Genomic DNA, 26636 nt, shown 5'->3' on the forward strand with positions numbered 1-26636 from the left:
GCGTTTTGCGCTCTCAAACCGAGCGTAGATCAGACCCGCTCGAGGGCGATTGCGATCCCCTGCCCGACGCCGACGCACATAGTGGACAAAGCGTACCGACCGCCGGTTTCCTTCAGCTCCAGTGCTGCCGTGCCGGTGATGCGTGCGCCGGACATGCCGAGCGGGTGACCGAGCGCAATTGCGCCGCCGTTGCGGTTGACGCGGGCGTCGTCGTCGGCGATGCCGAGTTCGCGCAGGACAGCGAGCCCCTGGCTCGCGAATGCCTCATTCAGCTCGATGATGTCGAACTGGTCCTGCGTCATGCCGAGGCGCGCCATCAGTTTGCGGGATGCGGGTACCGGGCCGATGCCCATCACCCGTGGCGGCACGCCGGCAGCAGCGCCGCCGAGGATGCGCGCGATGGGCGTCAGGCCGTATTTCCGGGCTGCCGCTTCCGAGGCAATGATGAGCGATGCCGCCCCGTCGTTGACGCCGGACGCATTGCCGGCGGTGACGGTGCCGCCCTCTTTCTTGAACGGGGTACCGAGCTTGCCCAGCACCTCCATCGTCGTTGCGCGCGGATGTTCGTCTTTGTCGACCACGATCGGGTCACCCTTGCGCTGCGGGATGGTGACGGCGGTGATCTCCCGTGCCAGCCGGCCGCTTGTCTGGGCGGCGGCGGCCTTGTCCTGGCTGCGAACGGCAAAGGCATCCTGGTCGTGACGGCTGACCTTGTAGTCCTCCGCGACGTTCTCTCCCGTCTCCGGCATGCTGTCGACGCCGTACTGCTTCTTCATCAGCGGGTTGACGAAGCGCCAGCCGATGGTCGTGTCGTGGATTTCGGCGCTGCGCGAAAACGCCGTCTCGGCCTTGGGCATGACGAAGGGCGCGCGCGACATGCTCTCGACACCGCCGGCAATCATCAATTCGGCCTCTCCCGCCTTGATGGCGCGGGCCGCCGCAATGACGGCATCCATGCCGGAACCGCAGAGGCGGTTGATGGTCGTGCCCGAGACCGAATGGGGCAGGCCGGCCAGCAGCGACGACATGCGCGCGACGTTGCGATTGTCTTCACCTGCCTGGTTGGCGCAGCCGAAGATCACATCGTCGACGGCATCCCAGTCGACAGAGGCATTGCGCTCCATCAGGGCCTTCAGTGGAATGGCGCCGAGATCGTCGGCGCGCACCGAGGACAGCGAGCCGCCGAAGCGGCCGATGGGCGTCCGGATATAATCGCAGATGAATGCATCAGCCATGGGGGCCTCCTCGGAGTTCGGGGACGACGAGATCGCCGACCTCGCCGTCGATATGCAGCGTCGCCCCGGTCATTGCTTGCAACTCCTCGAGCGACATGGCGGCAAGCTTTTCACGCAACACGAAGCGGCCGTCAACGATGTCGACGACCGCGTGGCTTGTATAGACGCGCGTGATGCAGCCGACTCCTGTCAGGGGAAACGTGCATTTCTCGACGAGCTTGGGTTCTCCCGCCTTGGTGACATGCTCGGTGATGACGCAAACCTGCTTGGCGCCGTGCACGAGATCCATCGCCCCGCCGACCGCCGGCACGCCCTTGCTGCCGACCCGCCAGTTCGCCAGGTCGCCGTTCTGCGCAACCTGGTAGGCGCCAAGAATGGCGACATCCAGATGTCCGCCGCGCACCATCGCAAAGCTGTCGGCGTGATGGAAGAAGGCGGCCCCCGGCTTCAGGGTCACGGCTTTCTTGCCGGCGTTGATCAGGTCCCAGTCTTCTTCTCCTGGAGCCGGCGGTTCGCCGAAGTTGAGGATACCGTTCTCGGTGTGGAAGATAGCCTGCCGGCCGGGCGGCTGGTAGCGCGCCACCATCTCGGGAAAGCCGATGCCGAGGTTCACATAGGCGTCGTTGGCAATGTCCTGCGCCGCGCGCCAGGCGATCTGGGCGTTGGAGAGCTTGATGTCTTCGCGGGTATCGATGGTCATGCGTAGGCCACTCCGGCTCGAATGAGGTCTTCTTCCTGCCGGGGATTGGCGACCTCGACAATGTGGTTGACGAAGATGCCGGGCGTGACGACCTGTTCCGGATCGATCTCGCCGGCAGCGACGATTTTCGAGACCTGGACGATTGTCCTTGCGGCCGCCATGCACATCAGCGGATTGAAGTTGCGGCCAGCCTTGTTGTAGGTGAGGTTGCCGTGGACGTCGCCAACATGGGCCTTGACGATGGCGAAATCGGCTTTCAGCCAGCGCTCCTGGACATAGGACCTGCCCTCGAATTCGGCGATCGGCTTGCCTTCCGCGAGTTCGGTGCCGAAGGCCGTCGGCGTGTAGAATGCCGGAATGCCGGCGCCGCCAGCGCGGATGCGCTCGGCCAACGTTCCCTGCGGAACGAGTTCCAGCTCGATCTCTCCGGCGAGATACCGATCGGTAAATGCGCGCGGGTCGGATGAGCGCGGGAAAGAGCAGATCATCTTGCGCACCATGCCGGCATCGATCATCGCCGCGATGCCGATGCGACCGTTGCCGGCATTGTTGTTGATGACGGTAAGGTTCCTCGGCCCTTTGTCGATCAGGGCGTGGATCAGCTCTATCGGGGCGCCAGAGCCACCGAACCCGCCGATCATAACCGTTGCGCCATCGCCGATATCAGCGACGGCTTCTGCGGTGCTGCCGATTGTTTTGTCCATGCGTGATTCTCCGACGACCGTATGACCGAAATCTATCTGCGGTCGTCGTCTGGAATACCGGCCCAAGGGCTCGGCAGCAAGATATTAGTGCGTTAATCGACATTTGTTCGTATAACGCACGAGAGATATCTAGGTGATGATCAGGAAAACCGCTCCGGACGGAATTCGGCCAGCAACGGATGCAGATTGCCAGTGGCAATCTCGTCCGCAATCAATTCACCGGCGATCAGCCCAAGCGTCGCGCCGCTGTGGCTGAAGGCGACATAGCAGCCAGGTACCTTCGTCAGCGCCCCGAAAACCGGCTCTCCGTCGCCCGGGATAGGCTTCGGGCCGACGCCGTAGCTATCGAGTTCGAGCTTCGGATTGCCCTCGAGAACACGGGATGCCTCGTCGAGAAGGCCCTGAACCGTCGAATCCTTGACCTCGTAGCTGCCATCGGCCTTGACGATCACTTCCTCCTCCGACCAACCGGAATCCAGCACCAGGGCACCGGTCGGTGTCTGGCGGACAGCGACGCGCGGGGTGTTGAGGACTGCTTTCAGCGGCAGGTCGACAGGCTTGGTCTTTACCAGCAGCGAAACCGGCGTGCCGTCGGCGATGGTCTGTCCAAGCTCGGCGGCCATGCGCGGAACGGCCGGTCCGGTGGCGAGCAACACGGTATCGGCATCGAACTCGCGGCCGCTCGAGGTCGTGACGCCATCGACACGGCCATCGGTTTTACGCGGCGTGACTTTCCCGGCATCGGTGATCACAGTGCCGCCGAGGGCCTTGAACTCCGACAGCAGCACGTCGATCAGGCTCGGCAGATCTACCCAGCCTTCGCCGGGATTGAGGATGGCCCCCTGCGGCGTGACCGGACGCGCATCGACGCCGGGCGTCGCATCGGCTATGTCGTCGGCCGATAGCAGCTTGGCATCGTAGCCGATCTGTCGCTCGAACGCGAAGGCCTCGCGGATTTCGTTGGATGCGTCGTCGGCATCCCAGGTCAGCCCGCCGTCGAAGCGCAGCCATGAAGCCTGGGGATATTTGGCCGCAAGCGTCCGGTGACGATCGATGCCAACCATGCGCAGCCGGTGATAGGCCTCGGAGCGCTTCCGGGACGAGTTGAGCCATGACAGCGAACGGCCGGATGCGCCGTTGGCAGGCGGACCGTCATTGACCAGCGTCGTCTGGACACCCAGGCGGGCGAGATTGACGGCGGATGCCACGCCGAAAATACCGGCGCCGACAACGATGACCTTCTTGGCGGATGAGACTGACATTCTGGGATAACCTTTGTAGTTGATGCTGGCGGTGTGGTGGTTGAACGGCACCGGGGTTCTTGCGCTAAAGCACCTCGGCGAGAAAGTGTCTGAGACGAGGACTGCTTCGGGTGTCGAAGATCTGAGATGGCGTGCCCGCCTCGATCACCCTTCCCTCGTCCATGAAGATGACCTGGTCGGCGACCTTGCGGGCAAAACCCATTTCGTGGGTGACGACGACCATGGTCATGCCGCGCTTGCCGAGATCGGCCATCAGGTTGAGGACGCCCTTCACCAGTTCCGGGTCGAGTGCGCTGGTGACCTCGTCGAACAGGATCACCTCCGGATCCATGGCCAGCGCTCGGGCAATCGCCACGCGCTGTTGCTGGCCGCCGGAAAGGCCGCCCGGACGGTGGTGCTTGCGGGTCGCAAGTCCGACATCCGCCAGCCGGGCCTCGGCGATCGCCTCCGCCTCGCGCTTGCCCATGCCCTTTATCTTGGTCAGCGACAGCATGACGTTTTCGAGGGCGGTGTGGTCGGGGAAGAGGTTGAAATGCTGGAACACCATGCCGACCCGACGGCGCAGCTTCTCCGGCTTCATCGTCAGGATGCTGGCGCCATCCAGAAGCACATCGCCTCCCTTCGGCTCGACCAGGCGGTTCAGGCACCGCAGCAACGTCGATTTGCCCGAGCCGGACGGACCGATGATGCAGGTCACCGTGCCCGGCTTGACCGTGAGGTCGACGCCTTTGAGGACCTCGAGATTGCCGTAGGCCATCGACAAATTGCTGACTTCAAGGCTGCCGCCCCGGAATTTCGGGCCGTTTGGTGGTATAGGACTGCCGGAGCCCGTATCCACCACGCTCGCCAGTTCGCTGACTTCGGCGAGCCCGCTGGTCGGCTCGCCGCCCTTGTGCTTGCCGAGCCTGAGATTGGTGTCGATGGCGTTGACCACATGGGTCAGCGGCACGGTGATGACGAGATAGAAGACGCCGGCCAGAAGCAGCGGCGACAGGTTGCCGGTGACGACGGCCTGATCCTGGCCGACGCGGAAGATCTCGCGTTCGGAAGCCAGCAGCCCGAGGAAGTAGACGAGGCTCGAATCCTTGACGTTGCCGATGAACTGGTTGACCAGCGCCGGCAGCACCCGCCGTATTCCCTGCGGAATGATGATGAGCCGCATGCCCTGCCCGTAGCTCATGCTGAGCGCCCGACAGGCTTCCAATTGCCCGCGCTCCACGCTCTGGATGCCGGCGCGGAAGATCTCGCCGACATAGGCACCGGCAATCAGGCTGAGAGCAAGAATGCCGAGTGGAAAAGGAGACGGACCGAAAAGTTCGCGGCCGATGCGGGCAAAGCCCTGACCAATCAGCAGGATCGTGACGATCGCCGGGAGGCCGCGGAAGATGTCGGTATAGAGCCGTGCCGGAATTCGCAGCCAGCGCGACTGCGAGATACCCATGACGGCCAGTATCATGCCGATGACCACGCCCAGTACTGTCGACGTGGAAGCGAGGATCAGCGTATTCTTCAGTCCGACGGTGATCATCGCCGGCATGACCTCGAGCATCGCGTTCCAGTCGAGGAAGCTGCGACGCAAATTCTCAAGCCAGTCCATTCCTATCCCCTTGCTATCGATGGTGTGCCGGCTGTCTGGTTGTTGCCGGCAGCCGGCCAGGCGTCGTTATTTCGGGAGATAGTCTGCTGGCATCGGCGAACCCGGGAACCACTTTTCGTAAAGTTTCTTCCAGGTGCCGTCCTGCATCGCAGCGTGTAGGCCGGTGTTCAGTGCTTCGCGGAAGGCATCGTTGCCCTTTTTGATGACGAAGCCGGCAGGTGCATCGAAGGACGGGATATTGACTGCGATCTTTAGGGCTGGATAACGCTCTGAATACTGCTTGGCGGCTTCGTAATCGAGGAAATGCGCGTCGACAGTACCGTTGTTCAGCGCGGAAACCGCCGAGTTGTTGTCGGGAAACTTCACCAGATCTGTGCTGGTGAAAGTCTTCGCGGCATAGATTTCCTGCAGCGTCCCCTGGACTACGCCCAGCCGCTTGCCCTTGAGGCCTTCCGCGCCGGTAATCGCCTTGTCGGCGGTCAGCACGGAGAGATAGCCGGCAAGGTAGCCATCGGAGAAATCGACGGTTTCCTTGCGCTTGGCGGTGGTGCCGATGGCGGCAACCGCCACGTCGAAGCGACCGTTGGCGACCGAGGGTATCAGCGCCGAAAAGTCCTGGCCGGTGAAGATAACCTGCTCCTTGGTGAAGCCCATGCGCTTGGCGACATCGAGGAAAAGCTCGATATCGAAACCGGTGAACTGGCCGTCTGCTGTGGTGAAGACGTAAGGCTTGGCATCGCCCATCGTCCCGACGCTGATCTGCTTGGCGTCGATCAGGCCGTATTTGTTGTCGTCTGCGGCAAAGGCCCCGGGGCTCGTGCCGACGGCTGCCAAAGCCGCTGCAAAAACCAGCGCGGCCGATAGAGCTGCCGGCTTCACAAATCTGATTATTCCCATCATGCGCATGTCGTTCTCCTCTGAACTTGTTTTTTGGGTCGAACGGGCACGCCATTTGGCACCGTCGGAAGGCTCGCGCCGACGTTCAGCTGCATGGTTCTTGTTACCCGAAAACTCACTTTTATGCGGATGAGACCGGTTTCTACGTTAGTGAGACCGGTCTCATTGATAATTGGTATATTCGGATTGACGGTTCGTCAACATCTCTTGTAGTCGTTGCCGGGATGAAAAAAATATCCGTGAAAACCCGCGCCGTGACGGTTGCGGATGTGGCCCGGGCGGCCAATGTCTCGAAGGCGACGGCGGCCCGCGTGCTCGGCGGCTATGGCGTCGTCAGCGACAAGGTCCATGCGGACGTCATGACTGCGGCCAAGGCGCTCGATTACCGGCCGAACGAACTGGCCCGGAGCATGACGACCGGAAAGTCCGGCCTGCTGGGTGTGGTCGTCGGCGATATCGAAAATCCCTTCTTCAGCCTTGCGGTGCGCGGCATCAGCGATGTCGCACGGGCGTCCGGTTTCAACGTCATCCTCGCCAATTCCGGTGAAGAACTCGAGGCCGAGAAGGCCGCAGTGCGGGTGCTGATCGGCAAGCGGGTCGATGGACTGATCGTCTCGCCATCGGATAGCCGGGAGATCGCCCATCTCAGGGACATCGACCGCTCCGGCCGTCCCCTGGCATTGCTCGACCGCCCCCTGCAGGATTTCAACGTCGACACCGTGACCGTCGATGACAGGGATGCCGCCAGCCGGGTGGCGCGGCTGCTGGTGGCCGCAGGCCACCGCAGGATCGCCTATTTCACGGCGGCCGAAGCGGAGGCAGGCCCGGGCTGGAACTTCAACCACATACCGACGTCAACCGTGCGCGAGCGCATTGCCGGCCTGCTCGCGGTCTGTGCGGAAGCCAATATCCCAGATCCGGAACGCTATCTCATGTTCGGCGCCAAGAAAGCCCGCACGGCATCGATCGTGGCGAATATCATGTCGGAACCGGATCGCCCCACCGCGATCATCGCCTCCGACAGCATCATCGGCCTGGAGATCTACAAGGCTATTCGCGATCTCGGCCTCAGCGTGCCGCAGGACGTATCGCTGGTCACCTTCCACGATGCCGATTGGACCAGTGTCACGACGCCGCCGATCACGGCGGTGGATCAGCCCGTCTATGAAATGGGAAAAGCGGTTGCCGAGTTGCTGATTCGCCGGCTGAAGGGAGATACGCATGCGCCGCAACGGATCGTCCTGCCGACGTCTATCATCGAACGCGGCTCTGTCGGTCCGGCAAAGGCGGATTGAAGCCAGAGTCAGGCGGTTAGCGGTGTCGCCACTCTCACTGCGTCAGAACCAGCCCTTCCGGCGGAACCAGACGAGTGGCAGGATGGCGCTGAGGGCGATCAGTGCCAACGATATCGGATAGCCCCATGTCCATGAAAGCTCCGGCATCGACTTGAAATTCATGCCCCAGATACCGGCGAGCAGGGTTGGCGGCACGCCGACGACAGAGGCGATGGTCAGCACCTTGAAGATTTCGTTCTGCTCGATGTTGATGTAACCGAGCACGGCGTCGAGCAAAAACTGGATCTTGTCGGAGAGGTGCGTCTCGTAGTCGCTGAGCGACACGACGTCCTTGCAGACCGCCGCCAACCGGTCGCGGAATTCGGGCGCCAGCCATTCATGCCCAACGTCGCCGCTGAAAGATGCGATCCGCCCGACGCCGAGAAGCACGTCGCGCGCCTTCGACAGGCGGTCGCCAAGGCCGCCGATCCTGGACAGCGTCCGGTGCAGCGTTGCGGTCGCCTTGCTAGGGTCTTTGAGACCCGAAATCTTGCCTCGAAAAATTGATCTTGAGACTTCGTCGATGGCGGCCCCGAGATGCTCGAGTGCGTCGGCGCCACGGTCTACTATGGCTTCCAGCAGCGAGGTGAATACCCCGACGCTGCTGGCGATAGTGCCATCCTTGTTCATCCGCTCCACAACTGCGTCGAACGTCGGCAGCGATGCGTAGCGGATGGTGACGAGAATGTCTTTGCCGAGCACGAAGCCGGCTGGCGACAGTTCAGCATCGTCCAGCGTCGCGTGGCCGATGACCGGAGTGCTGAGATAGAGGTGGTCGCCCTGCCTCGAGAGCCTGCTCGATGCCTCGATCTCGCTCAGGGCATCCCGCGACGGCACCTTGATATGGGCTCCGGCCTCGACGAATGCAATTTCCTCCGCCGTCGGATCCATGAGGTCCATCCAGATGACTTTGTCGGGAAGGTCAACGCCCGTGTCGGCCTGGCGCACGGAGGGGGTGGTATCGCGGTGGATGGTGAGCAAGGCTGCACTCCCGGGGGTCAAAAAGGCTTAGGCAAGTCGTTTCGGCGGAGCCTTAGGTGGCCAAACTGATATCACCATGATTACGCGGAACAATAGTTCTCGTTCCCGGCATCGGGCTTTACTTTTTCCAGCGGCGGGCAGGCATGCGGCAGCGCTAGATGTCATCGTCCTCAAAAAGGCAGCAGCACGGCCACAAATTGATGCTTTTCGTGCCCGGTCGATTTCCGTAACCCATAAGCCACAGACAACGAGGAACGGGTCGATGCCGACGCCATTTTACTGGAACGAGCTGAATACCTACGATTTTGCCGGGCTGTCGCCAGACACCACCATCGCTATCCTGCCGATCGCGTCCACCGAGCAGCACGGCCCGCACCTGCCCGTGGCGACGGATGTGGCGATAGCCAATGGCATGCTGGCCGAATTGCGCGCCCAGCGGCAGGACGATCTCGATATTCTGGTGCTTCCGACGCAGGAAATCGGCAAGGCCAACGAGCATGTCTACGGTCCCGGCACGCTGTCGCTGGGTGCTGAACTGCTAATTCCGGTGTGGACGGCGATCGGTGCCAAGGTGGCGGAAACTGGCCTGCGCAAGATGGTGATCGTCAATTCCCATGGCGGCAATGTCGACATCATGAGCATCGTCGCCCGCGAACTGCGCGTCCGCTACCAGATGGCGGTCATGTCGACGCAATGGGGCCGGTTCGGCAATCCCGAGGGTCTGATCAGCGATCACGAGTCCCGTTACGGTATTCACGGCGGTGAAGTCGAGACATCGCTGATGCTGCATTTCCGCCCCGACCTGGTGCGGATGGAGAAAGCGCAGAACTTCGTCTCGAAAGCCGAATGGATGCGCGAGCAATCCCAGTATATTCAGCCGCTGCCGCCGCACTCGCTGGCCTGGATCGCCCACGATCTGAACCCCAACGGTGTCGTCGGCGACGCATCGCTCGGCACCGCCGAGAAGGGAGCGGCAATCTGCCGACATCAGGTCAAGGGTTTCGTCGAGATGCTCTACGATCTCAAGGCCTACCCGCTTTCCAACCTCTACTCTCGGTAATTTTCAGGCGGCTGCCGGGCGGTCTGGGGCGATGTGGCCCTTGGCCTGCAACTCGGTGACGAGCCCGGCGAGTTCGGCGAGCAGATATTCGACGAACAGGCTGGTCGTGGCGTCGAGCGGCGCGCGGGCCCGGGCAAACAGCTTCATCGGTTGATGGCGCGTATGCGGCTCGGCGATGGGGCGGAACACCAGTTCGCCGGAGCGGCACTCGGTGATGACGTCGAGCGGATTGAGCATCGTCAGCCCCGCCCCGCATTTCACCAGCTTCTTCAGCATCTCGGACGCGTTGGTTTCGAGCACCGGCTCCACATGAACGTCGAGACGCGCCAGCATAAGGTCGATGGCATCGCGCAGGCTCGTTCCCGGCTGTGCCAGGATCAGGCGCTCCTGCACGACGTCGGCAAGGTTGATCGGCCCCGGCGCTAGCAGCCTGTGGCCGGGCGGGAAGACGACCCCGATCGGGATGTCGAAATTTGCCAGCGTCCGGATGCCCGGCGTTGCCGGAATGTTGAAGCCGAGGCCGATGTCGACCTCGCCGGTCAGCACCGGGTTGACCGTCGTCGTGCCGGCGTCGTTACGCAGTTGCAGGTAGACGCGCGGGTGCTTGAGCTGGAACCGGGCGATAATTTCAGGCAGCGGCCCGGAGGCGAGACCGACTGTCGTCACCAGCCGGATCTTGCCGGCCTGCTGCGTCTTCAGGCTGCGGATCCGCCCCTCCAGCCGCTCGTAGGTCTTCAAGACCTCGCGGATATGCTCGATGCAGAGTTCGCCGGCCGCCGTCAGGCGCAGGCCGCGCGGCAGGCGCTCGAAAAGCGGCGCGCCCATTTCTTCTTCCAGCGCCAGGATCTGCCGGTTGATCGCCGACGAAGCCACGTTCAGCCGCGCCGCCGCCTTGCGGATCGAGCCGCAGCGAGCGATTTCATTCATGTAGAGAAGCTTCCTGGAATGCAGCACGGGCGCCTCTTTGCGTTAATTTTAAGCAGCGCGCACAATTTCGGTACAGGCGCGCCCTGAGATGCCAAAAAGGCATCGTTGCGCACGAATTTTGATGCTTTTCAAAGCGCAAGGCAACCGCTCAAATGCAGAAAATCCGGCGTCTTCCAAGGCGACTGGTGGCCACAAAAATGGGGAACGCCTGCCATGTCGAAGCTCATGAACACCATTGCCTTTTCCGCAGCCCTTGGCTTCGGCCTCGTCGGCGCACTGACCGCGCCCGCCTACGCGCTGGATCAGGTGACCTACGGTACCAACTGGCTGGCCCAGGCCGAGCATGGCGGTTTTTACCAAGCCGTCGCCGACGGCACCTACGCCAAGCACGGCCTTGACGTCAAAATCGTCCAGGGCGGCCCGAACGCTGCCAACAGCGCTTTGCTCATTGCCGGCAAGATCGACTTCTACATGGGTGGCCCGCAGCAGGAGCTTTCGGCGGTCGAACAGGGAATTCCGATCCTCGACGTCGCCGCCATCTTCCAGAAGGATCCACAGGTGCTCCTCGCCCATGCCGATGCCGGTGTCGAGAAGTTCGAGGATCTGGCCAAGCTACACACTATTTTCATGAGCAAGGACGGCTATCTCACCTATTTCGAGTGGATGAAGTCGAACTTCAAAGGTTTTGCCGACGAGCAGTACAAGCCATATACCTTCAATGCCGGTCCGTTCCTTGCCGACAAGCAATCGGCCCAGCAGGGATACCTGACGTCTGAGCCCTACGAAATCGAGAAGCAGACCGGCGTCGCACCGAAAGTCTTCCTGCTCGCCGACAACGGATATTCGCCTTATTCGACGATGATCACCACCTCGCAGAAGATGGTCGACAGCAAGCCGGATGTCGTCCAGCGCTTCGTCGACGCCTCGATCGAGGGCTGGTACAACTATCTCTACGGCGACAACAGCAAGGCGAACGCCCTGATCAAGACCGACAATCCTGACATGACGGACGGACAGATCGCCTATTCGATCGCCAAGATGAAGGAATACGGCATCGCCGAATCCGGCGAGGCTCTCGACAAGGGCATCGGCTGCATGACGGATGCCCATTACAAAAAGTTCTTCGAGGAGATGGTCGGCATCAAGGTCGTCAAGGCCGATACCGACTACACCAAGGCCTTTACTACGAAATTCGTCTGCAAGGGCGTCGGCATGGCGCTCAAGAAATAAACGCCGCGCGCGCGAGGTTCGCGACCGCGAGGCTGCGAACCGCAACTGCCTTCAGGAAGATCCAGTCCATGTCCCTAGCCGAAACCCAGGCGTCCCGATCGACGGAAACGCGCAAGCGTCCGCTGGTCGTGATGCAGTCGGTGTCCAAGGTGTTTTCCAGCGGCACCGTCGCCTTGTCCGACATGTCGCTGACGGTGGAAAGCGGCGAATTCGTCAGCTTGCTCGGACCCTCCGGTTGCGGCAAGTCGACGGCGCTGCGGATCATCGCAGGGCTTGGCGGCACCACGAGTGGCAGCATCGACTGGCCGAGCTCGCGGATCAATGCCCGGGGCCTGCCGGAGGGCGATATCGGCTTCGTCTTCCAGGAGCCGACGCTGATGCCCTGGAAGACCGCCTTCGGCAATGTCTACCTCCCCCTCCGGCTGCGCGGCGTTTCGAAAGCTGCGGCCCTTGGCCCGATCATGGAAGCGCTCGAGAGAGTCGGCCTTGCCGACTTCGCCGACGCCTATCCGCGCGAATTGTCCGGCGGCATGAAGATGCGTGTCTCGATTGCCCGGGCGCTGGTGACAAAGCCGAAGCTCTTGCTGATGGACGAGCCCTTTGCCGCACTCGACGAGATCAGCCGCCAGAAGCTCAACGACGATGTGCTGCGGCTCTGGAAGACGACGGGCATCACGGTGATCTTCGTCACCCATTCGGTGTTCGAATCCGCCTACCTGTCCAATCGCATCGTCGTTATGAAGTCGCGGCCCGGACGCGTCCATGCCGATATTCCGCTGGTCACCAGTCTCGAGCGCGACGCCCATTATCGCACGTCGGAAGAGTATCGGCGGGCCTGTGAGACCGTCTCCCGGTCGCTGATTGCAGCCATCAACACGGCAGAGGAGGCGTGATGAGCAACGATCCCAAAACACACCCGTTGCCGGAAGGCCAGCAGGCCACCAATACCGGCCGACGCGATCTCGCCTTGCGCATTGCAGTGCCGATTGCCGTCATCGCCGTGCTGGTGTTGATCTGGCATGCCTATGTCCGGCTATCCGGCATTCCGCCCTATATCCTTCCGGGTCCTGTCGCTGTTGCCAATGCCTTCGTTTCCGACTGGGGGACGCTTGCGCCTGCCTTTTGGGTGACGACGAAGATCACCCTGATCTCGCTGCTGCTGGCGCTGATCGGCGGCGGTGGTTTCGCGATCTTCCTCGTCCAGTCGCGCTGGATCGAGCTCGCCTTCTATCCCCTCGCAGTCATCCTGCAGGTGACGCCTGTCGTGGCGATCTCGCCGCTGATCCTGATCTACGCGCCCTCGACGCAGGCAGCATTGTTGATTTGCGCCTTCCTCGTCGCCTTCTTCCCGATCCTGTCCAACATGGTGCAGGGGCTGAAAAGCGTCGACCACAATCTGATCAATCTCTACGAACTCTATGGCGCCTCACGCTGGCAGACGCTGCTCTATCTGAAGCTTCCGGCAGCCCAGCCCTATTTCATGACGGGGCTGCGGATCGGCGGCGGGCTGGCGCTGATCGCGGCGGTGGTCGCCGAATTTGCCGCCGGCTCGGCCGGGGCCGGCTCGGGCCTCGCCTTCCGGCTGCTCGAGGCGCAGTACCGCATGAACATCCCCCGCCTATTCGCCGCCCTGCTGATGCTGTCGATGCTCGGCGTGGCGATCTTTGCGATTACCTCTTTCATTTCCTGGGTGAGCCTGCACCGATGGCATGAGAGCAGCCTGAAGCGAGAAAACTGATGTCGACATCCTTTCTGTCTCCTCCCAATGCCGGACGCTTCGTACTCAGTCATGCGACATTGCCGGCAGTTGCCGTCGAGGGTTTTGCCGCGGCGTCCGACGAGGGCCTCGTGAAGGCCGATATCGTCATCAACGACGGCCTGATCGAGGCAATCGTGCCGCCGGGCACCGCGCCCATCGAGCTTGCCCGGTCCGACCTGAAGGACGGCATGGTCTGGCCGTGCTTTGCCGATATCCACACCCATCTCGACAAGGGCCACATCTCCGCCCGCCACGCCAATCCGGACGGCACCTTTGCCGGCGCGCTCGATGCGGTAAGGACCGACCGGGAAGCCCATTGGTCGGCGGACGATGTCCGGAAGCGGATGGAGTTCTCCCTGCGCTCGGCCTATGCCCACGGCACGAGCCTGATCCGCACCCATCTGGATTCGCTGAACCCGCAGCACCGGATCTCCTTCGATGTCTTTGACGAGGTTCGCGATGCCTGGAAGGACAAGATTGCGCTGCAGGCCGTCGCCCTCTTCCCGATGGATGCGATGGCCGATGCTGCCTATTTCGCCGACCTCGTTTCCGTTGTGCGGGAAAAGCGCGGCCTGCTCGGCGGCGTCCCGCAGATGAGCGCCGATCGCACCTGGCAACTCGACACACTGTTTCGGGCCGCAGCCGAAAACGAGCTCGATGTCGACCTGCATATCGACGAGACCGACGATCCCGCCGCCGAGACCCTGAAGGCCGTTGCCGAAGCCGTCCTGCGCAACCGTTTTACTGGCAAGGTGACGGCCGGGCATTGCTGCTCGCTGGCCCGCCAGGACGAGGAGACCGCACGCCGCACGGTCGGGCTGGTGGCAGAGGCCGGACTGTCGATCATCTCGCTGCCGATGTGCAACATGTATCTGCAGGACCGCTACCCGGACCGCACGCCCCGCTGGCGCGGCGTAACGCTGTTCAAGGAACTGGCGGCGGCGGGCGTTGAGACGGCTGTGGCCTCCGACAACACCCGCGATCCCTTCTATGCCTATGGCGATCTCGATCCCGTCGAGGTGTTCCGCGAGGCGGTGCGGATCCTCCATCTCGACCACCCCTTGGACACCGCCGCCCGCGTCGTCACGACATCGGCTGCCGCCATTGTCGGGCGGCCGGACATGGCGCGTATCGCCGTAGGCGCGCCGGCCGATCTCGTCCTCTTCAGTGCCCGTCGCTGGAGCGAATTTCTGTCGAGGCCGCAATCCGATCGCGTCGTCCTCAGGCGTGGCAAGATGATCGATCGGAACCTGCCCGATTACCGTGAACTCGATAGCGTCGTTGGAGCCTGACATGCCGGATTATCAACTGATCAAACAGGAACTCGAGGGTATCGCGGTCGAGGACAATCCGGCGCTGGTGCGCCAGAAAAGCCGCGACTTCTTCTGGTATTCGCCGATCCTCAAGGCGCAGCTCGACAACGTAACCGCCGATCTGGTGGTGACGCCGAAGACCGAGGCTGAGGTCATCCGGACCCTGAAAGTAGCCTTCGCTCATGGCGTGCCGGTGACCCCGCGCGGCGCCGGCACCGGCAATTACGGACAGGCCATGCCGCTTTCCGGCGGTATCGTCCTCAATCTCGCCGGCATGGACAAGATCAAGGAAATCCATCCCGGCCGTGTCATCTGCGAGCCCGGCATCGTCATTGCCGATCTCGACAAGCAGACTAAGGCCCATTCCGGTCAGGAGCTGCGCTTCCATCCCTCGACCAAGCAGACGGCTACCATTGGCGGCTTCATCGCCGGTGGCTCGGGCGGCGTTGGCTCGATCACCTGGGGCGGTCTTCGCGATATCGGCAATATCCTGCGGCTGCGGGTCGTGACGATGGAGGCCGAACCGCGCGTCCTCGACCTCACCGGCTGGGACCTGCAGAAGGTCAGTCATGCCTATGGCACCAACGGCATCATCACCGAGATCGAAATGCCGCTGGCGCCGGCTTACGACTGGATCGACGTGCTGGTCGGCTACGACGACTTCATGGCGTCGGTGCGTTTTTCGGATGCGCTGGCGAAATGCAACGGCATCCTTGTCAAGGAAATCGCCCCGATCGCGGCGCCTATACCTTACGACTACTTCACCCGCCACAAACCCTACATTCGCGAAGGCCAGTCCGTCGTGGTGCTGATGATCGCACCCCACTCGATGGACGCCTTCCTCGCCTTCGCAGCATCGCAGAGGGCCGAGGTGATCTTCCGCTCCGACACGGTCGAAAGCATGAAGGGCATCCCGCACGCCTATGAGCTGGCCTGGAACCACACGACGCTGCGCGCTTTGAAGGTCGATCCCGGTCTCACCTACCTCCAGATCCAGTATCCCGGCCCCGACCACGTCGCGAAGGTCGCCGAGATGACCGCGATCTTCGGCGACGAGGTGCCCGGTCATCTCGAATTCATGCGGTTCGACGGCCAGGTCCAGTGCTCCGGCCTGCCGCTGGTGCGCTACACGACAGAGGCGCGGCTGGAGGAGATCATCCAGATCCACCAGGATCACGGTTGCCCGGTCTTCAATCCGCATCGCTACACGCTCGAGGAAGGCGGCATGAAGCGCACCGACAAGATACAGCTGGCCTTCAAGCACGAGACGGACCCGAAGGGCTTGCTCAATCCCGGCAAGATGATCGCCTGGGACAATCCGGATTTCGATTTTACTGCCGGAAAGAATTATCTCTTTCCGGGGCTTGCTGGTGTCATGGAGGGGTGATGAGGGTCCTGGTTCTGCATTCGCATCCGGTGGAATCGAGCTATGGGGCGGCCCTTTACCGGCAGACGGTCGCAAGCCTGGAGGCCGCCGGGCACACGGTCGACGGTTGCGATCTCTATGCGGAGAAATTCGACCCGGTTCTCTCGCGACACGACCGGCTGATCTACCACGACTACCCGCAGAATACCGAACTGGTGGAGCCCTATGTCGAGCGTCTTCGGCAGGCGGAGGGCCTGGTCATCGTTACGCCGGTCTGGAATTTTGGCTTTCCGGCGATGCTGAAGGGCTATTTCGACCGCGTCTGGCTCCCCGGCGTCTCATTTGAGCTCGTCGACGGGCAGGTGCAGTCGCGGCTTCGGCACATTCGCAAGCTGGCAGCGGTTCTAACCTACGGCGCAACGCCGCTCCGCGCGCTGGTCGCCGGCAACCCGCCGAAGAAAATCGTCAAGCGGGTGCTGCGCGCGCAGATCAATCCGGTGAAGCCGGTGACGTTTCTCGCCCATTACGACATGAACAACTGCACGGAGCAAACCCGGGCGGCATTCATGGCAAGGGTGAAGACGGCGATGGAGCGCTTCTAGCCAGGGCGGCGCCCGTCAGATGACCTTGGCTGCCGTTACTTCGACTTCCACCAGGAATTCCGGGCGCGTAAAGCCGCTGACGATGATCAGCGTCGAGACCGGCTTGGGGTCGAGCGTGTAGCGATCCCGGACAGCCATGTAGGGGGCGAAGTCCTCGCGGCGGGTGACGAAGCCGGAGATGCGGATAACGTCAGAAAAATCCATCCCCGCTTCCGATAAGATAGCGGCGATTGCCTGGAAGCAGAGCTCGGCCTGGGCCGTGACGCCGTCCGGGATGGTATCGTCGGCGGCGATGCCCAGCTGGCCGGATGTCACGAGCAAAGAGGCGCCGGGCGGCACCAGCAGGCCGTGATTGTAATGGCCGAACGGGCGGCGAACGGAGGGTGGGTTGAATGTCTCGGCCATCGGTATCCCGTCTGATCTTATGCGCGGAAAGCAACGGCTGAGGGGCGTGACCGTCGCCGGTCAAGCCCCTGTTGCATCACGCAGCAATCGCTGCATTGAGCGGCAATTCGACGTCGATTTCAAGCGTCGAGACGAATTCCGATCGCTCGATCTTCACCTGCACCTTGTCGTTGTCGAGCTGCACATGCTTGGAGATAACCGCAAGGATCTCTTCCCTGAGCAGGGTGATCAGGTCCGAGCCGGATGACGACCGTTCGTGGGCAAGAAGCAGCTGCAGCCGTTCGCGGGCGGCAGGAGCGGTTCTCTGCCTGTTGAAAAGCTTGAAAATGTTCATGCTGCTCTCCGACCGAAAAGCTTGTCGAAAATATTGCGCTTGTCGCTCGGCATTGCGATCGGCAAGGCTTCGCCGGCAAGACGGCGGGCGGCGTCGAAATAGGCCATGGCAGCCGCACTGCGGCTTTCGGCGATGGTGACGGGGGCGCCGACATTCGAGGCGCGCAGCACGTCCATGCTTTCCGGAATGATGCCGAGCAGAGGGATGGAAAGGATTTCCAGCACGTCCTCGACCTTCAGCATGTCGCCGCGCTCGGCGCGGTTGGCATCGTAGCGGGTCAGCAGCAGGTGCTTTTCCATCCGCTCGCCGCGCTCAGCCTTGGCTGTCTTGGAATCCAGCAGGCCAATGATGCGGTCGCTGTCGCGCACCGACGAAACTTCCGGATTGGTGACGACCACGGCAACGTCGGCATGGCGCATGGCGAGAGTGGCGCCGCGCTCGATGCCGGCCGGGCTGTCGCAGATGATCCAGTCGAAATGGCGCTTCAGATCGGTGATGACGCGCTCGACGCCCTCTTCCGTCAGGTTATCCTTGTCGCGGGTCTGGGAAGCCGGCAGGAGGAACAGGTTTTCAAGCCGCTTGTCGCGGATCAGCGCCTGCGTCAGCTTGGCATCGCCCTGGATGACGTTGATGAGATCGTAGACCACCCGGCGCTCGGCGCCCATGATGAGGTCGAGATTTCTGAGGCCGACGTCGAAATCGACGACCACGACCTTCTCGTTGCGCTGCGCCAGGGCTGCCCCCAGAGCTGCAGTCGACGTGGTCTTGCCAACTCCGCCCTTGCCCGATGTTACGACGACGACTTTCCCCATCTCGCTCTCCTATGTCCCTGCCGGCGTCCGGCTTAATTGAGTTTCTCTGCCATGATCCTGTCGTCCTCGAGCCAGAGTTGCACGGCTTGCCCGTGAAGCTCTGGAGCGAGGTCTTCCGCCATCTTGTAGACGCCATCGATCGCGACCAGCTCGGCCTCGAGTTTCCGGCAGAAGATGCGCGCAGAGGCGTGTCCGACAGAGCCCGCCATGACGCGGCCTCTGAGTGTTCCGTAGATGTGCACCGATCCACCGGCGACGATTTCGGCGCCTGAGGCGACCGAGCCGATGACGGTGACGTCGCCTTCCGGAAAGATCACCGACTGGCCGGAGCGAACCGGCTCGCGGATGACCAGCGATTGTGTTGCCGGGCGCGGCTCGGTCACCACCGGCTTGGCGGGTGCATCGGCGTCCGGCTCCTTCGAGGCAACCTCGAAGTCGGCAACCGGGCGACCGCCCTTCAGCGCCGGCGGCATGCCCGGCCCGAGGATCGACGGACGTCCGCCCTCGATGCCCATGATGCTGACATTGCGGCCGGAAAGTTCGGCAATCAGGGCCTTCAGCTGTGCCCGGTCTATCGGCAGGTCCGTCACGTCGAGGACGACGGGACGTCCGAGGAAAAAGCCTGCAGAGCGCGCGGCCAGATCGTCCAGCCTGATCAGCCAGTCGTCAAACGGCAGATCGGGGGATAGCATGACCGCCAGAAACGAGCGGCCTTTAATGCGAATCGAGCGAGCATCTGTTAGCAATTTGGTCATCTGCGTTAAGAATTCATTGACGATGTTTAATGGCGATTTGGTTAACAGAGTGTTAATTTCATCCCCGTGCCCGGCGCCGGGGCACGAAATTTTCGGCAATGGTGCAAGTGTGTTGCGGGCGCCCCGGCAGCAGCAGCGGGAGCCGCTCAGGCGCGACCGTCGAGAACCGTGGCGATGCTTGCAAAATGCATTGCTTTTTCGCATCAAACGTCTGCAAGTCGTGCAATGGCGAATGATCGTGGCGCCCGCGTCACGGCTTCCTGAAATTGCGGTGGGTGGAAAGAAATGACCAGAAATATCATGTTGTTGACTGGCGCAAGCCGTGGGATCGGGCACGCGACGGTCAAATTCTTCACGGAAAAAGGCTGGCAGATCCTGACTGTATCGCGCCAGTCGTCCGAGGACTGCCCCTGGCCGGCCGCACGGGAAAGCCATATCCAGGCCGATCTGTCGGAGCTTGACCAGATCGAACGGCTTGCCGCCACGGTGCGCGAGAGGTTGCCGGAGGGTGCGTTGCATGCGCTGGTCAACAATGCCGGCATATCGCCGAAGGGGCCGGATCAGACCCGGCTCGGCGTCAGCGCGACCGATGCCCAGACGTGGACGAAGGTGATGAACGTCAATCTCATCTCGATAGCCCTACTGGCGCGCGAACTTCGTCCGGAACTGGAAAAGGCCAAGGGATCTATCGTCAACGTCACCTCCATCGCCGGCTCCCGCGTCCACCCGTTTGCGGGTGTTGCCTATGCCGCTTCGAAAGCCGGGCTGGCGTCCTTGACGCGCGAGCTGGCCCATGAATTTGCGCCGATGGGTATTCGCGCCAATGCCATTGCCCCCGGTGAGATCGCCACGTCGATGCTGTCGCCGGGAACGGACGACATCGTCAGGCGCGATGTGCCGATGGGACGGCTGGGGTCGCCGATGGAGGTTGCGGAGACGATCCACTTCCTCTGCACCGCCGCCTCCTCGTACATTAACGGCGCTGAAATCCACATCAGTGGCGGGCAGCACGTCTGAGACGCTGGCCTTTTCGTTGCATGGACTTACATGGCAAGAACGATGGAACGATGCCGTCCGGTCGGGATGGTGTCAGCGCCTTGGAAGGAAAAATCCATGCAGAAATTCAAAATCGCCGTTATCCGCGAGATCGAAGCAGACAGTGCCGATGAAGCGGCTTTGCTGATGTATCAGGAACTCAGCAAGGAGGCGGCACCGCTTACGTACACGCTGATGGAAGGCACGCAGGCGTCCGGGAAAATCGTTCTCGACCGCAAGGCGGCGGAGGAATTTGCCGAGATCGACCATACAGCCGATCCAGGAAACTGGTAGCGGTCCTCTAGCCGGAGACCCGCCGACGTATCGCTTTTAGTTAAGGGGCCCGGAGATTGCGTAATCCGGGCGCTCTATCGGCACAACGACCTTCTGCGGAACCGTGAACGCGGTATCGATCGGCTTCATTGAAGTCGGGGCAAAGGCTGTTGCGGCGGTAAACGCCGGGACAGGGCCGGTGGCTGGCAGCAAGTGATCGAACTGCGGCGACGTGATCTGCTCGGAAGCCTGCTGGTTGCCGACATAGTTCATTGCCACTTCGTAGGCCGGCAGTGGGGGCGGCGTCTCGAGTGTGCCGTCCTTGGCACGCTTCTCGTAGAAGGCATTGCCGCCTGCAACCGCGACGTAGTGCATGTTGCCGTAAGGGTATTTAAGGCCCTGCGTGTGGAAGAACATGGCGCTTTCGAGGGCTGGATGCCGCTCGCCATGCAGGATGGCATCGGCGGCCGCATCGAGCGTCGGCTCGGCCTGGTCCTTGATGACGACTTTCATGACGCCAGGGGCAAACTGTTTTTCCTGGCCGACAACGCCGCAGATGGTCTTGGGATAGGCCGGCGATGTCAGGCGATTGGCAACGACGGTGCCGACTGCCAGATAGCCATCCGGGTCGGAGGCCAGCGATTCCGCATACATGGCTCGCTTCAGGCATTCGCGGTCTTCGCGGGTGTAGTTGTAGGTGACCTTGACGCCGTTGGCTGTCTTGGTACGGGTAACTGGCTTCGTCTCGGGCTTAGGCATGGTCGTGCACCCTGCCATTGTCAGTCCGACAACAAAAATCCCCACGAAGGATTTCATCCAATCACTATGCGTCCGCAACGGCAGGTGCCTCCTGTTTGGTATGGCCCATACTTGTATCGACGCAACGTCTTAACAAAAACTTTACGTATTCCAAATTCATTTTTTCCGAGATGTCGTTTTTTGAATTTTTCTTCTGGTTCTCCGGGATTTTCGCGATCGCTGCGTTGGCTACTTTTTGGCCTAAACGAAGCCGGCAGCTTCCATAATTGACGCCGTGGTGATTCGCCGTCATTCCGCCGCTGGGCTTGCAAGTGTCTGATGCAGTACGGTGTGACCGGCGACCATTGAGGTGTTCGCCGGCCACGGATGCGTCATTCCGCCATGTCGACTTCGCGCTGGCGCCCGAGCGAGCTCATCCAGGTGCCGACGTCGGGGGTCGTTGCCAGCTGCACGGCGTAATGGCGACGTAGCGCGGCGGTGAGCTTGCCCTCGCGGTCGAGCTGTTCGTCGGCGTAGCGGATCATCAGCGAGTTCGGCCAGGCTTGCGGCCGGATGCGGCGGAGCGTTTCGAAGACGTGATCTTCCGCCTCTTCCGGATGGGCCTGGGCCATGATCGCCACCATGGCGGCCGTTGAGCGCGACACGCCCATGTGGCAATGGACCAGCAGCGAGCCAAAGGAGTTGCTCTCGGTCTCAACCAGATGGCCGAACTCGAGAATGGACTTCATGTGCGATTTTTCCGGCAGGATCATGCCGGGCTTGGGCTCGATGATGTCGTGCATCTTCAATACGAGGCGGCGCGTGCTGCCATAGGCTTCGAAATGCTCCATTTCCGGAAGCTCGGGGTCCACGAGGGACAGGACATGGGTGATGCCATGCCCGGAGCGCGCCGCCAGTTCGTCGATACCGCAGATATACCGCTTGGGCAGATTCAAGGTTTTCATGCGCAGTTCCTTTGCTGTCGAGGGCGACGTTCCGGACGGGTTTCATCTGTCAACGCGATAAACTTAAGACACTTTCGCGTCGTCGCCGACCCCCCAAATATCAGAAATTGAAGAATTGCTGCGGCACCCTTCAAATCCCACCCTGGAACGCTGTCACGAAGCCACAATCTGCAGCCTCGGGCGAAAAGGGGGCGACGCACCAAAGAAAATCTGGCATTGATTCTGTAAGCAAATCACCCGGAAATGCGGTCGAGCCGATTGCCGTTCGTCGCTAGCCATTGCTTTTCGTTGTCCGGCCAAGTCCGGTCCTGCTGATGTCAATCACAGATATGGAATCATGACGGCACCCTATTCTCCCCTCCGCGGCGTGCTCGTCGCTTTCGCAGCCTATGCCGTTTTCGCGTTCAGCGACGCGTCGATCAAGATCCTGCACGGCGCCCTGCCATCCTATCAGGTGACCTTCATCGGCGCGCTGTTCGGGATAGCCGCCCTGCCCTTCCTGAAGACCAGGAGCGATACCTGGTCGGATATCGTCAAGACGTCGAACCGGCCGCTCTGGATGCTGCGCTTCGTCTGTGGGGCGATCGGCTCCATCTGCTCGGTCGTTGCCTTCACCAAGCTGCCGATGGCCGAGGCCTTCGCGCTGCTGTTCCTGCTGCCGTCCTTCGTGACGATCCTGTCGGTCATCTTCCTGAAGGAAGACGTCCGCTGGCAGCGCTGGACGGCTGTTACCATCGGCTTCATCGGTGTCCTCATCGTGCTGCGGCCCGGTTTCCGCGAACTGACGATCGGCCACTTCTGCGCGGCGGCCGGCGGCCTCACCGCTGCCATCTCGATCGTCATCTTCAGGGCCATGGGCCCGAGCGAGAAGCGCCTCTCGCTTTACGGCGCGGCGTTGTTCGGCGTGCTGGTGATCAGCGGCGCTCTAATGCTCACCGACCTCGCCTTGCCGACGCCTCGGCAATGGGTGTTTCTCGCAAGCTACGGCCTTCTCGGCGCTGCCGGCAACGTCCTGCTGATGAATGCCGCCAAGATGGCGCCGGCAAGCCTGGTGGCGCCGCCGCAATATAGCCAGATGATCTGGGCGATCCTGTTCGGCTACCTGATTTTCGAGGACCACATCGATGCGCCGATGGCTGTCGGCATCGTGCTGATCATCTTCTCGGGCCTGCTGACGCTGCTGCGCGAGCGCAAGCGCAAGACGTCGCTGCCGACGGCGGTGGCCTCCGCCGACAGCCAGGCTGCGCTGGTGACGCTGGAAGACCCCGGCGATCCGGCGGCAAAGGAAGTCCGCGCCGAAAACCGCTGAGGCTGTATCAGTCGGCGGTCTTGCCGAGCGTATCGGCGACATAGGCTCCGCGTTCGCCCATCGGGCGCGGCGGTCCCGTGGTCGAATCCTCGCGCGTCTGGTGTTCGAGTTCGGCGTTGATCTCGGCTCCGACGATGATGATGATGACCGAGATCCAGATCCACACCATGAAGCCGATCAGCGCGCCGAGCGTACCGTAGGTGGCATTGTAGTCGGCGAAATGGTCGAGATAATAGGAAAACAAGAAGGACGACAGCAGCCACAGCAGCGTGCTGAAGACAGCGCCCCAGCTGAGCCAGACGACCTTGGCCGGCTGGCGGCTCGGGCCGTAGTTATAAAGCAGCATGATGCCCGACATCACCAGGCCGAGGATGATCGGCCAGCGCGCCAGCCTCGTCAGCAGATCCGTCCATTCGCCGAGCCAGATGAACGAGAGGATCGCCGGAATGACGCCGATGGCAAAGATCAGCACGACGGCGAAGATCAGCAGCCCGAAGGTAAAGGCGAGCGACAGCAGGTTGAACTCGACGATTCCGCGCTTTTCCTCCTCGCCGTAAGCGACGTTCATGGCGTCGCAGAGCGCCTTGACGCCGTTATTGGCGCTCCACAGCGCGATAAGTAGGCCGGTGACGAAGCCGATGCTCAGCGTCCCCGGCTTCTGCTGGGTCAGAGCCGTCAGTTGCGAGAGGATGAGATCGAAGGAGCCGCGCGGGAAGATCTGCGACAGGAAACCGATATGGGTAGCGATGGTCGTCGGATCGGACACGAAGCCGTAGATCGAGACCAGCGCGCCGAGGGCTGGAAACATCGCAAGCAGCAGATAGTAGGTGACGCCCGCCGCAATCAGCGTCACCCGGTCCTCCATCACTTCCGAGACGACCCGCCAGAGGACGTCCTTCAGGCCCTTCATCGGGATCTGGCTCGGCGTCTCGGCGTCTCGCCCGCGTCCAGCCTCGCCCAACGCCGGTCCCTCGGTCAAAGCCGCCGTCCCATCCTGTTCGCCCACGCCCGTCGATCTCCCTGTTATCCCGTCGAACTAGGGCTCTTGCGGGATTCGTCGAGTCGTCCCGGATGTTACGACTTCAGGGCGCGCTCCAGCACCCGCGACAGGCGATCAGAAAACGCCCGCGGGTCCTCGGGCTTGTCGCCGTCGAGGATGCGCGCCTGGTCGAGCAGCAGCTGCACGGCATCCGTCTGGAACGCCCCGTCCTGTCCGGCAGTGCCGGCAAGCGCGGTAATCAGCGCGTGGTCCGGGTTGATTTCCAGCACCGGCTTGGCGGCGGCGTCGAGGCGACCGGCACCCTGCAGGATTTTTTCGAGCTGCCGGTCCGGGCCATGCTCGGGGGCAACCAGGCATACGGCGCTTTCGGTCAGCCGGTCGGAGGCCCTGACGTCCGAGAGTGCATCGCCCAGCGTCGTCTTGGCAAAGGCGATGAAATCGCTGACCAGCTGCGTCGTCTCGGCCTTCGGCTGGGCTTCGCCATCGGCTTTTTTTATGTCGGCGAGATCGGCTGATCCCTGCGACACCGACTTGAAGCTCTTTCCATCGAAATCGGGTGCATTGGTCACCCAGAAGCTGTCGACGGGATCGGTGAGCAGCAGCACTTCGACGCCCCGGGCGCGGAACCCTTCGATATGCGGTGAAGCTGCCAGCTGCGCCGTGTTGCCGCCGGCGAGATAGTAGATCGCCGTCTGGCCTTCTTTCATGTCCTTGACGTAGTCGGCAAGCGACCGGTATCCGTCGCCGGACGCCGTGCTCTTGAAGCGGGCCAGAGCCATCAGCTGGGCGCGGCGCTCGTAATCCTCGTAGATGCCTTCCTTCAGCACGGTGCCGAACGCTTCCCATACCTTGATAAAGGTGTCGTTGTCGCTTTCCGCCAGCTTCTCGAGGCTGGTGAGGATGCGGCTGGTCAGGCCCTTGCGGATGGCGGCAAGGATCGGGCTCTGCTGGATCATCTCGCGCGACACGTTGAGCGGCAGGTCCGACGTATCGATCAGGCCGCGCACGAAGCGCAGATAGCGCGGCAACAGATCGGCGTCGTCGGTGATGAAGACGCGCTTGACGTAAAGCTTGATGCGGCCCTTGCGGTCGGGATCGAAGAGATCGAAGGGAGGCGAGTTCGGCACGAAGGCAAGCCCGGTATATTCGTGGCGACCCTCGGCGCGGAAATGCACGGTGACGGCAGGCTCGTCGAACTGGCCGGAGAGGCCGCGATAGAAGTCGGTGTATTCTTCCTTGGTGATGTCGCTCTTTTGCTTGGTCCACAGCGCCGAGCCGTCGGCGATCTGTTTCGGCTTCTCGCCGGGCTTCTCGACGATCTCGATCGGCACGGGCACATGGCCGGACTGTTCCTTGACGATGCGCTCGACAGTCCAGCGCGACGCATAGGACTTGGCATCTTCCATCAGCGCCAGCGTGATCCGGGTGCCGCGCGCCGGTGCCTGGTCGAGGGGAACGGCCGTGATGGTATAGGCGCCCTTGCCGTCGGACGACCACATCCAGGCTTCATCCGATCCGGCGCGCCGCGAGACGACGTCGACGCGATCGGCCACCATGAAGGCGGAGTAGAAGCCGATGCCGAACTGGCCGATCAGCTGGGCGCCGTCCTTGCCCTTGGCCGCCTCGACCATCTCCATGAAGGCGCGGGTACCGGAGCGGGCGATGGTGCCGAGCGCCTCGATCAGGTCGTCGCGGCTCATGCCGATGCCGTTATCCTCGAGCACGAAGCCGAGGTTCTCCTCGTCGAGCGTCAGCCTGATCCTCGAGGCAGGGTCGCCGGCCAGCAGTTCGGGCGCTGCTATGGCCTCGTAGCGCAGCTTCTCGCAGGCGTCGGCAGCATTCGAAATCAGCTCGCGCAGGAACACGTCCTTGTCCGAGTAGATCGAGTGAACCATCAGGTGAAGAAGCCTGGATACATCGGCTTCGAAGGCGTGATTTTCCACGGGGGTCTCGGCAGCAGTCGTCATGGCAATCTCTTCAGGCGTTGTCGATGTCATTGGGGCCTCTGACTTGGCAAAGACAGCTCTCGAATTCAAGGGGGAG

Annotated in this window: 29 protein-coding genes; 12 read left to right on the forward strand and 17 right to left on the reverse strand. The window is 62.1% G+C overall.

The annotated features are described in order from the left end of the window. Positions 1–29: 29 nt before the first annotated feature. From pcaF to J5289_RS26190, 6 genes are all read right to left on the reverse strand, one after another. Positions 30–1235: a 3-oxoadipyl-CoA thiolase gene (pcaF, locus tag J5289_RS26165; RefSeq protein ID WP_209185504.1), complete on the reverse strand. Its 1206-nt coding sequence runs from the start codon at positions 1233–1235 to the stop codon at positions 30–32. Further along, positions 1228–1935, reverse strand: coding sequence for a CoA transferase subunit B (locus J5289_RS26170; RefSeq protein ID WP_209185503.1), 708 nt, complete (start codon positions 1933–1935; stop codon positions 1228–1230). Before J5289_RS26170 ends, pcaF begins: the two co-directional genes overlap by 8 nt. Continuing rightward, the gene (locus J5289_RS26175) at positions 1932–2639 is read right to left on the reverse strand and encodes a 3-oxoacid CoA-transferase subunit A (RefSeq protein ID WP_209185502.1); all 708 of its coding nucleotides are present in this window, start codon (positions 2637–2639) and stop codon (positions 1932–1934) included. Before J5289_RS26175 ends, J5289_RS26170 begins: the two co-directional genes overlap by 4 nt. Positions 2640–2779: 140 nt before the next feature. Next, positions 2780–3901 carry an FAD-binding oxidoreductase gene (locus J5289_RS26180; RefSeq protein ID WP_209185501.1) on the reverse strand — a complete coding sequence of 374 codons (1122 nt, stop codon included), beginning with the start codon at positions 3899–3901 and terminating at the stop codon, positions 2780–2782. Positions 3902–3965: 64 nt separating this feature from the next. After that, the gene (locus tag J5289_RS29775; RefSeq protein WP_209207549.1) at positions 3966–5498 is read right to left on the reverse strand and encodes an amino acid ABC transporter permease/ATP-binding protein; all 1533 of its coding nucleotides are present in this window, start codon (positions 5496–5498) and stop codon (positions 3966–3968) included. 66 nt (positions 5499–5564) lie between these two features. Next, on the reverse strand, positions 5565–6398 hold the full coding sequence (locus tag J5289_RS26190; protein WP_244615327.1) for an ABC transporter substrate-binding protein: 834 nt from the start codon (positions 6396–6398) through the stop codon (positions 5565–5567). 221 nt (positions 6399–6619) lie between these two features. Between J5289_RS26190 and J5289_RS26195 the strand changes: the two genes are divergently transcribed. After that, entirely contained in the window at positions 6620–7690 is a 1071-nt protein-coding gene (locus J5289_RS26195; RefSeq protein WP_209185499.1) for a LacI family DNA-binding transcriptional regulator, read from the forward strand. A gap of 42 nt (positions 7691–7732) precedes the next feature. On the opposite strand, the gene J5289_RS26200 is transcribed toward J5289_RS26195, so the two are convergent. After that, entirely contained in the window at positions 7733–8710 is a 978-nt protein-coding gene (locus J5289_RS26200) for a magnesium transporter CorA family protein (protein WP_247749366.1), read from the reverse strand. Between the two features lie 262 nt (positions 8711–8972). Here J5289_RS26200 and J5289_RS26205 point away from each other — a divergent pair, with 262 nt between their 5' ends. Beyond that, positions 8973–9770, forward strand: a complete 798-nt coding sequence (locus J5289_RS26205; protein ID WP_209185498.1) for a creatininase family protein — start codon at positions 8973–8975, stop codon at positions 9768–9770. 3 nt (positions 9771–9773) lie between these two features. On the opposite strand, the gene J5289_RS26210 is transcribed toward J5289_RS26205, so the two are convergent. Further along, entirely contained in the window at positions 9774–10724 is a 951-nt protein-coding gene (locus J5289_RS26210) for a LysR family transcriptional regulator (protein ID WP_142829336.1), read from the reverse strand. 186 nt (positions 10725–10910) lie between these two features. Between J5289_RS26210 and J5289_RS26215 the strand changes: the two genes are divergently transcribed. The 6 genes from J5289_RS26215 to J5289_RS26240 all read left to right on the forward strand — a co-directional run bounded on the left by J5289_RS26215 (position 10911) and on the right by J5289_RS26240 (position 16967). Next, positions 10911–11927: an ABC transporter substrate-binding protein gene (locus tag J5289_RS26215; RefSeq protein WP_209185497.1), complete on the forward strand. Its 1017-nt coding sequence runs from the start codon at positions 10911–10913 to the stop codon at positions 11925–11927. A 68-nt stretch (positions 11928–11995) separates the two neighbouring features. Beyond that, positions 11996–12820 carry an ABC transporter ATP-binding protein gene (locus J5289_RS26220; protein ID WP_209185496.1) on the forward strand — a complete coding sequence of 275 codons (825 nt, stop codon included), beginning with the start codon at positions 11996–11998 and terminating at the stop codon, positions 12818–12820. Continuing rightward, positions 12820–13665, forward strand: a complete 846-nt coding sequence (locus J5289_RS26225; RefSeq protein ID WP_209185495.1) for an ABC transporter permease — start codon at positions 12820–12822, stop codon at positions 13663–13665. The genes J5289_RS26220 and J5289_RS26225 overlap by 1 nt, the downstream gene beginning before the upstream one ends. After that, positions 13665–14978: a cytosine deaminase gene (locus J5289_RS26230; RefSeq protein ID WP_209207550.1), complete on the forward strand. Its 1314-nt coding sequence runs from the start codon at positions 13665–13667 to the stop codon at positions 14976–14978. Before J5289_RS26225 ends, J5289_RS26230 begins: the two co-directional genes overlap by 1 nt. Position 14979: 1 nt before the next feature. Continuing rightward, entirely contained in the window at positions 14980–16386 is a 1407-nt protein-coding gene (locus tag J5289_RS26235; RefSeq protein ID WP_209185493.1) for an FAD-binding oxidoreductase, read from the forward strand. Further along, entirely contained in the window at positions 16386–16967 is a 582-nt protein-coding gene (locus J5289_RS26240; protein WP_209185492.1) for an NAD(P)H-dependent oxidoreductase, read from the forward strand. Before J5289_RS26235 ends, J5289_RS26240 begins: the two co-directional genes overlap by 1 nt. Before the next feature lie 15 nt (positions 16968–16982). Here J5289_RS26240 and J5289_RS26245 read toward each other — a convergent pair whose 3' ends face one another. The 4 genes from J5289_RS26245 to minC all read right to left on the reverse strand — a co-directional run bounded on the left by J5289_RS26245 (position 16983) and on the right by minC (position 19273). Further along, positions 16983–17372: a RidA family protein gene (locus tag J5289_RS26245; RefSeq protein ID WP_209185491.1), complete on the reverse strand. Its 390-nt coding sequence runs from the start codon at positions 17370–17372 to the stop codon at positions 16983–16985. Between the two features lie 76 nt (positions 17373–17448). After that, complete coding sequence (gene minE / locus J5289_RS26250) at positions 17449–17706, reverse strand: cell division topological specificity factor MinE (protein ID WP_111221087.1); 258 nt, start codon at positions 17704–17706, stop codon at positions 17449–17451. Then, positions 17703–18518: a septum site-determining protein MinD gene (gene minD / locus J5289_RS26255; protein WP_111221088.1), complete on the reverse strand. Its 816-nt coding sequence runs from the start codon at positions 18516–18518 to the stop codon at positions 17703–17705. Before minD ends, minE begins: the two co-directional genes overlap by 4 nt. Positions 18519–18550: 32 nt before the next feature. Continuing rightward, complete coding sequence (minC, locus tag J5289_RS26260) at positions 18551–19273, reverse strand: septum site-determining protein MinC (protein ID WP_111221089.1); 723 nt, start codon at positions 19271–19273, stop codon at positions 18551–18553. Here minC and J5289_RS26265 point away from each other — a divergent pair. The 3 genes from J5289_RS26265 to J5289_RS26275 all read left to right on the forward strand — a co-directional run bounded on the left by J5289_RS26265 (position 19209) and on the right by J5289_RS26275 (position 20602). Next, entirely contained in the window at positions 19209–19562 is a 354-nt protein-coding gene (locus J5289_RS26265) for a hypothetical protein (protein ID WP_209185728.1), read from the forward strand. The genes minC and J5289_RS26265 overlap by 65 nt on opposite strands. After that, the gene (locus J5289_RS26270; protein WP_142829319.1) at positions 19559–20290 is read left to right on the forward strand and encodes an SDR family NAD(P)-dependent oxidoreductase; all 732 of its coding nucleotides are present in this window, start codon (positions 19559–19561) and stop codon (positions 20288–20290) included. Before J5289_RS26265 ends, J5289_RS26270 begins: the two co-directional genes overlap by 4 nt. A gap of 96 nt (positions 20291–20386) precedes the next feature. Next, complete coding sequence (locus tag J5289_RS26275) at positions 20387–20602, forward strand: hypothetical protein (RefSeq protein ID WP_209185490.1); 216 nt, start codon at positions 20387–20389, stop codon at positions 20600–20602. A 36-nt stretch (positions 20603–20638) separates the two neighbouring features. Here the strand turns inward: J5289_RS26275 and J5289_RS26280 are convergent, their stop codons facing one another. From J5289_RS26280 to J5289_RS26290, 3 genes are read right to left on the reverse strand one after another with little or no spacing between them, the layout of a single operon-like run. After that, positions 20639–21418 carry a cell wall hydrolase gene (locus J5289_RS26280; protein ID WP_374108340.1) on the reverse strand — a complete coding sequence of 260 codons (780 nt, stop codon included), beginning with the start codon at positions 21416–21418 and terminating at the stop codon, positions 20639–20641. Further along, positions 21405–21704 carry a hypothetical protein gene (locus J5289_RS26285; RefSeq protein ID WP_209185488.1) on the reverse strand — a complete coding sequence of 100 codons (300 nt, stop codon included), beginning with the start codon at positions 21702–21704 and terminating at the stop codon, positions 21405–21407. Before J5289_RS26285 ends, J5289_RS26280 begins: the two co-directional genes overlap by 14 nt. A 7-nt stretch (positions 21705–21711) precedes the next feature. After that, positions 21712–22284, reverse strand: a complete 573-nt coding sequence (locus tag J5289_RS26290) for a tyrosine phosphatase family protein (RefSeq protein WP_142829311.1) — start codon at positions 22282–22284, stop codon at positions 21712–21714. A gap of 337 nt (positions 22285–22621) precedes the next feature. Between J5289_RS26290 and J5289_RS26295 the strand changes: the two genes are divergently transcribed. Next, positions 22622–23593 (forward strand): DMT family transporter, encoded by a 972-nt coding sequence (locus tag J5289_RS26295; RefSeq protein WP_209185487.1) that lies wholly within the window; start codon positions 22622–22624, stop codon positions 23591–23593. A 7-nt stretch (positions 23594–23600) separates the two neighbouring features. Here J5289_RS26295 and J5289_RS26300 read toward each other — a convergent pair whose 3' ends face one another. Further along, a complete protein-coding gene (locus tag J5289_RS26300; protein ID WP_257623517.1) occupies positions 23601–24599 on the reverse strand; it encodes a YihY/virulence factor BrkB family protein in 999 nt (332 codons plus the stop codon). A 68-nt stretch (positions 24600–24667) separates the two neighbouring features. Beyond that, a complete protein-coding gene (htpG, locus tag J5289_RS26305) occupies positions 24668–26590 on the reverse strand; it encodes a molecular chaperone HtpG (RefSeq protein ID WP_247749368.1) in 1923 nt (640 codons plus the stop codon). Between the last annotated feature and the right edge of the window lie 46 nt (positions 26591–26636).

It is taken from the genome of Rhizobium sp. B230/85, assembly GCF_019355735.1.
Lineage (GTDB): Bacteria > Pseudomonadota > Alphaproteobacteria > Rhizobiales > Rhizobiaceae > Rhizobium > Rhizobium rhododendri.